This window comes from Mycobacterium sp. 1423905.2 (genome assembly GCF_001673155.1).
GTDB lineage: Bacteria > Actinomycetota > Actinomycetes > Mycobacteriales > Mycobacteriaceae > Mycobacterium.
The window spans coordinates 1-5230 of sequence record NZ_LZLE01000003.1 but is presented as its reverse complement, the minus strand read 5'-3'; the positions used below and the strand labels follow the sequence as shown (position 1 = coordinate 5230).

The following is a 5230-nucleotide window of genomic DNA, read 5'->3' as shown; positions in this document are numbered from 1 at the left end:
CCCGAGCCGCCCAGACCACCCGCGCCCCCGGTGCCGGCGGCGCCGCCGGCACCGAACAGCAGCACGCCGTTGCCGCCGGCGCCGCCGGTCAAGGCGGGAGAACCGTTGATGCCGTCACCCCCGTTGCCGCCGGCACCGCCATTGCCGCCATCGCCGACTGTGGCGCCGCTGCCGAGCGCGGCGGCGACACCGCCCGTGCCACCGGCGCCGCCTGCCCCGCCCGCACCGGCCCCCGACCTGGCGCCGGGTAGGACCGTGCCGCCGTCGCCGCCTTGCCCGCCGGCACCGCCGTTTCCGCTGGCACCCGCACTGCCGTTGGCACCTCCCGCGCTACCGCCCTGGCCGCCGGTGCCGCCCACGCCACCTCGGCCCCCCGAGTGACCGCTACCGGTCAGCCCATCTGCGCCTTGGCCGCCGGCACCACCGTTACCCGCCGCGCCGCCGCTGCCCACAGTTCCGGCCTTGCCTAGCGCACCGGCCGCACCACCGTTACCACCGTTACCGCCGCCGCCGCCGGCGCCACCGTGGTCAGCGCCTCTGCCGGTGTCGGCGATGCCCATGGCGCCCTCACCGCCCGAGCCGCCCTGACCACCGGCGCCGCCGTTGCCTCGAGTGCCGTCCGCGCCGCCGGCGCTACCGCCCTGGCCGCCGTTGCCTCCCGTGCCGCCGTGGCCCCCGCCGTGAGTCGCCAGGCCGGTGCCGCCGTCAGCTCCCCAGCCGCCGTTACCGCCCGCGCCGGCATCGCCACCGTTGCCGACGCTGCCTCCGCTGCCGAGCGCGCCAACCGATCCGCCGTTGCCGCCGTTGCCGCCGTTGCCGCCGGCGCCGCCGCTGCCGGGCCCGCTTCCGACATCGGCGGTGCCCGAGGCGCCGTTGCCGCCGGTGCCGCCCTGCCCACCTGATCCGCCGTTGCCCCTCGTCCCGGTGTTGCTGCCGGCGCTGCCTCCGATGCCGCCGTTGCCACCTGCCCCGCCGTTGCCGCCGGCTACGCCGCTGTTGGCCGTCGCGTCGAGCCCGTTGCCGCCGTTGCCGCCGTTGCCGGCGTTGCCGCCGTTGCCCCCGATGGCGCCTTGGCCCAGCGTGGCCGCGGCCCCGCCGTTGCCGCCGTTGCCGCCGGACCCGCCGGCCCCGGTGCCGGACACCGCTCCAGCCGTCACGGTGCCGCCTCGGCCGCCCTGACCGCCGGCCCCGCCATGGCCACCGGTGCCCGCCGCGCCGCCCTGGCCGCCGGCGCTGCCGCCCTGGCCGCCGCTCCCGCCCACTCCACCGCGACCACCGGCATGACCGGTGCCGGCCTTGCCGTCGGCGCCTTGGCCGCCGTTACCTCCGGCGCCGGCGGCTCCGCCGTTGCCGACGGTGCCGTCCTTGCCGACCGCGCCGGCCGCTCCGCCCTGACCACCACTGCCGCCGCGACCCCCGGCACCGCCGTCACCGGCTCCGCGGAGGGTATCGATGGTGCCCGAGCCGCCGTTGCCGGCGGTACCGCCGGCACCACCGGCCCCGCCATTACCGCTGGTTCCCGCCTGACCGCCGGCACTGCCGCCGTTTCCTCCGGCGCCACCTTGACCACCGTTGCTGCCGGCTATCCCGGTGTTGGCCCCGCCGTCGAGGCCGTGACCGCCGGCGCCACCGGCACCCCCGTTGCCGCCGTTACCCACCATGGCGCCCTCGCCCACCGCGGCGGCTGCACCGCCGGTGCCGCCGTTACCACCGGCACCCCCGGCGCCCGCGCCGGTCGAGGCGCCGCCCGTACCACCGGCCCCGCCGGCGCCCCCGTTGCCGCCGTTGCCGCTGACGCCTGCCTTCGCGCCGGCTCCGCCGGCATTGCCGCCCCGGCCGCCGTCCGCGCCCGCACCGCCGCGGCCGCCAGCGTGGCCGGTGCCAGCCTGGCCGTCGCCTCCGTGGCCACCGATTCCGCCGTCACCGCCTGCGCCGCCATTGCCCGCTGTGCCGCCGGTACCGACCGCGCCGGCCGCGCCGCCGTTGCCGCCGTTGCCGCCGTGGAAGCCGTCGGACCCATCACCAGCACCACTACCGGTGTCCGCAGTGCCCGCGAAGCCGTCAACCCCGGCCCCGCCGCGACCGCCGGCCCCGCCGTTGCCGCTTCTGCCAGAGCCTCCGCCGGCGCTGCCCCCGTCACCGCCTGCGCCGCCCGCGCCACCGCGAGAACCGGCCCCGCCGTTGCCTGCGTTGCCGCCGTTGCCGACCGTGGCATTGCTGCCGGCGGCGGCCGCGATGCCCCCGTTGCCTCCGTTGCCGCCGGCACCGGCCGACCGCACGCGCCCCTGTCCACCGTTGCCGCCGTCGCCACCGTTCCCGCTGGTGCCCGCCGTTCCGCCGGTGCTGCTCCCGCCCTGGCCGCCATCACCGCCCGTGCCGCCTTGGCCGCCGAGGCGCGCGTTGATGTTGCTGTCGGCGCCGTGGCCACCGTTGCCTCCGGAGCCGGCGTTACCACCAGTGCCCACGGTGCCGTCCCTACCGACGGCTCCGGCCGCGCCCCCTTGACCGCCGTTGCCGCCGTTGCCGCCGGCGCCGCCGTTACCCCCGCCGTCGCCGGTGTCCAGATGCCCCGAGCCGCCGTTGCCGCCGGCGCCGCCACGACCACCGGCCCCGCCGTCGCCGCTGGTTCCGGATTGGCCGCCGGCGCTGCCGCCGCTGCCACCGGCACCGCCCTGCCCGCCGTTGCCGCCCGCCACTCCGGTGTTGCCGCCGCCGCTGATGCCATCGGCACCGGTGCCGCCGGCGCCTCCATTGCCGCCGTCGCCTACCTTCGCGCCGTTGCCCGTCGCGGCCGCGGCACCACCGGTGCCGCCGTTACCACCGGTGCCGCCGTTACCGCCGGCCCCGCCGCGCCCCGCTCCGGTCGATGCCGTGCCGGTGCCGCCCGCGCCACCGGCCCCGCCGTCGCCGCCGTCACCGCTCAAGCCCGCGACGCTGCCGCTGCCGCCTTGCGCGCCGTTGCCGCCCGCGCCGCCGCGACCACCCGCGTGACCGGTTCCTACCGCGCCGTCAGCGCCGCGGCCGCCGCTGCCGCCGTCACCGGCCGCCCCGCCGTTTCCGGCCGTGCCCCCGCTGCCGAGCGCGCCCGCGTGCCCGCCGTCCCCGCCGCTGCCGGCGCTTCCGCCCGCGCCGCCGTCACCGGCGCCGCTGCCGGCGTCGGCGTGTCCCGACCCGCCGTTGCCGCCGGATCCGCCGTGTCCACCGGCCCCGCCGTTGCCGCTGATGCCAGTGCTGCCGCCCGCGCTGCCGCCGGCGCCGCCGTCACCGCCCCGTCCGCCGTTACCGCCGCCGGCTCCGGTGTTGGCCGCGCCGTGGCTGCCGTCCGCGCCAGCGCCGCCAGTGCCTCCATTGCCGCCAGCACCCACCGCCCCGGCCGCGCCCAAACCGTTGCCGGCCCTCCCGCCGGTGCCACCGTCACCGCCGTCGCCACCCGCGCCGCCGTCTTGACTGCTGCTGAGCCGAGCCTCGGCGCCAGCACCGCCGGCGCCGCCATCTCCGGCCATACCGCCCGCGCCGTTGGTGCCGCCGACAGCGGCCGAGCCACCGGCACCGCCGGCCCCACCGTCACCACCGCGATACCCGCTGGCTCCGGACGTGGTGGCGTTGCTGCCGGCCCCGCCATTGCCGCCGGCTCCGCCTTTACCGCCCACACCCGCGTGACCTGCAGTGCCCGCGGCACCGGCGCCCGTGCCCGCCGCCCCGCCGGCACCGGCGTTACCGCCGTTACCGCCCGTGCCACCGTGTTGACCGTTGCCGCCCACCCCCGCAGCGCCGGTGCCGCCGGCACCGCCAAGCCCGCCGTTACCGCCAAGCCCGCCCGAGCCATTGGTCCCACCGGCTGCGGCGCCGCCCCCATTACCGCCCAGTCCGCCGGCGCCACCGTTGAAGCCATTACCGCCGGCCGCGAGAGCGTTGCTACCGGCCCCTCCAACGCCGCCGCCTCCACCATTGCCGCCCCCGCCGGCGTGCCCCGCGACACCGGCATTCCCGAACAAGTTGAAGAAGCCCGTTTGAGCGCCGCCGGCCCCGCCGGTCCCCGCCTGACCGCCGTCGCCACCGGTACCGCCGTCGGCACCGGCCGCGCCCAGCCCGATGCCACCGGCCCCGCCAAGGCCGCCGTCGCCACCGGTTCCGCCGACCCCGCCGGTCCCACCGCTGCCGCCCAGCAATGCCTGATTGGCCCCGCCCGCGCCACCGGTCCCGGCTGCCCCACCGAGTCCACCGTGCCCACCGAGCCCGCCGGGCACACCGCCGCCCACGCCGCCCACACCACCGCGTCCACCGAGTCCACCGGCGCCGGCGCTGCCGCCGAACAAGGCCTGGTTAGCTCCGCCGACTCCACCGGTCCCGCCAATCCCGCCGGTGCCGCCATCACCTAAGCCGGCACCACCGCTACCGCCAGCACCACCGGTCCCGCCGGTGCCCCCAATCGAGAACAGCTGCCGGTTGACACCGCCCGTCCCGCCGGCGCCGCCGTTGCCGCCTAGCCCGCCGGCGCCGCCAGCTCCACCGGCTCCGCCGTTACCGCCGCCCAGCAGCCCATTGGCCCCGCCAGCGCCGCCGCTACCTCCGGTTCCGCCGGCCACCGCGGCATCCCCACCGGCCCCACCCGCTCCGCCATGCCCCCACAGCCCCGCCGACCCACCAGCGCCGCCGGCGGCGCCGCTGGCCCCTGAGCCACCGTTGCCACCACTGCCCCACAAGATGCCGCCAGCGCCGCCGGCTTGACCGGTACCCGGCGCACCGTTGGCGCCGTCGCCTATCAGAGGCCGCCCCAGCAACGTGTTGGTGGGTGCATTGATCAGCGCCAACAGGTCGTCTTCGAAGGTCTGCAACGGGGTCACGTTGGCGGCCTCAGCCGCGGAGTAGGCCCCGGCCCCAACGCTCAACGCCCGCACAAACTCGTCATGAAACAAGGCGGTCTGCGCTGTGAGCGCCTGATACTCCTGACCGAACGCGCCGAACAGCGTCGCTATCGCCGCGGAGACCTCGTCCTGAGCCGCGGACACAACCTGTGTCGTTGCCGCCGCGGCCGCGACGTTCGCCGACCTCAGAGCGGATCCGATCCGGGCAAAGTCCGCCGCAGCCGCCGCCAGCGGTTCTGGTGCGGCAATCAGGTAGGAAGCCATCCAACATCTCCCGACTGGGCGGAGCACCACGAAGGACATGTGACCCCTACCGACCGAAATTATCGGGTACGAAAAATCTCGCAAATCGTATCGGGCGGCCC

Annotated in this window: 1 protein-coding gene; it reads right to left on the bottom strand. The window is 77.9% G+C overall.

What is annotated here, in order from left to right; translation table 11 throughout:
* Positions 1 to 5129: PE family protein (locus A9W95_RS00135; RefSeq protein WP_067408519.1), on the bottom strand; the 5129-nt coding region annotated here is incomplete at its 3' end.
* Positions 5130 to 5230: the final 101 nt, after the last annotated feature.